Genomic DNA, 1124 nt, shown 5'->3' on the forward strand with positions numbered 1-1124 from the left:
GCCACCACGCCGGCGCCGACGGTGCGGCCACCTTCGCGGATCGCGAAGCGCAGGCCCTCATCCATCGCGATCGGCGCGATCAGCGTCACGTCCATCGAAACGTTGTCGCCAGGCATCACCATCTCAACGCCTTCCGGCAGCGTCACCACACCCGTCACGTCGGTCGTGCGGAAGTAGAACTGCGGACGGTAGTTGGTAAAGAACGGCGTGTGACGGCCACCCTCTTCCTTCGTCAGGATGTACGCCTCGGCCTTGAACTGCGTGTGCGGCGTGATCGAACCCGGCGCCGCCAGAACCTGGCCACGCTCCACGTCTTCACGCTTCGTGCCGCGCAGCAGCGCGCCGATGTTGTCGCCGGCCTGCCCAGAGTCCAGCAGCTTGCGGAACATCTCAACGCCGGTCACCGTCGTCTTCACCGTGTCCTTCAGGCCCACGATCTCGACTTCTTCACCGACCTTCACGATGCCGCGCTCCACGCGACCGGTCACCACCGTGCCACGGCCGGAAATCGAGAACACGTCCTCGATCGGCATCAGGAACGGACGGTCCACCGGGCGCTCCGGCTGCGGGATGTAGCTGTCCACAGCTTCCATCAGCTTCAGGATCGCCTGCTCGCCGATCTCGGGCTGCTTGTCTTCCAGCGCGCACAGGGCGGAGCCCTTGATCACGGGGATGTCGTCGCCCGGGAACTTGTAGGAGGAGAGGAGCTCGCGCACCTCCATCTCCACCAGCTCCACCAGGTCGGGGTCCGCCATGTCCATCTTGTTCAGGAACACCACCAGCGCGGGCACGCCCACCTGGCGGGCCAGCAGGATGTGCTCACGCGTCTGGGGCATCGGGCCGTCGGCCGCCGACACCACCAGGATCGCGCCGTCCATCTGCGCCGCACCGGTGATCATGTTCTTCACGTAGTCGGCGTGGCCCGGGCAGTCCACGTGGGCGTAGTGCCGGTTCGCCGTCTCGTATTCCACATGCGCCGTGGAGATCGTGATACCGCGAGCGCGCTCCTCGGGAGCCTTGTCGATCTGGTCATACGCCGTGAAGGACGCACCACCGGACTTCGCCAGCACCTTGGTGATCGCGGCCGTCAGGGACGTCTTGCCATGATCCACATGGCCGATCGT

The 1124-nt window shown here is 65.7% G+C and carries 1 protein-coding gene; it reads right to left on the reverse strand.

The features are described 5' to 3' along the window. On the reverse strand, positions 1-1124 hold a 1124-nt coding region (gene tuf, locus GT007_RS22065), incomplete at both ends, for an elongation factor Tu (RefSeq protein ID WP_160123822.1).

It is taken from the genome of Rhodovarius lipocyclicus, from assembly GCF_009900765.1.
Taxonomy (GTDB): domain Bacteria; phylum Pseudomonadota; class Alphaproteobacteria; order Acetobacterales; family Acetobacteraceae; genus Rhodovarius; species Rhodovarius lipocyclicus.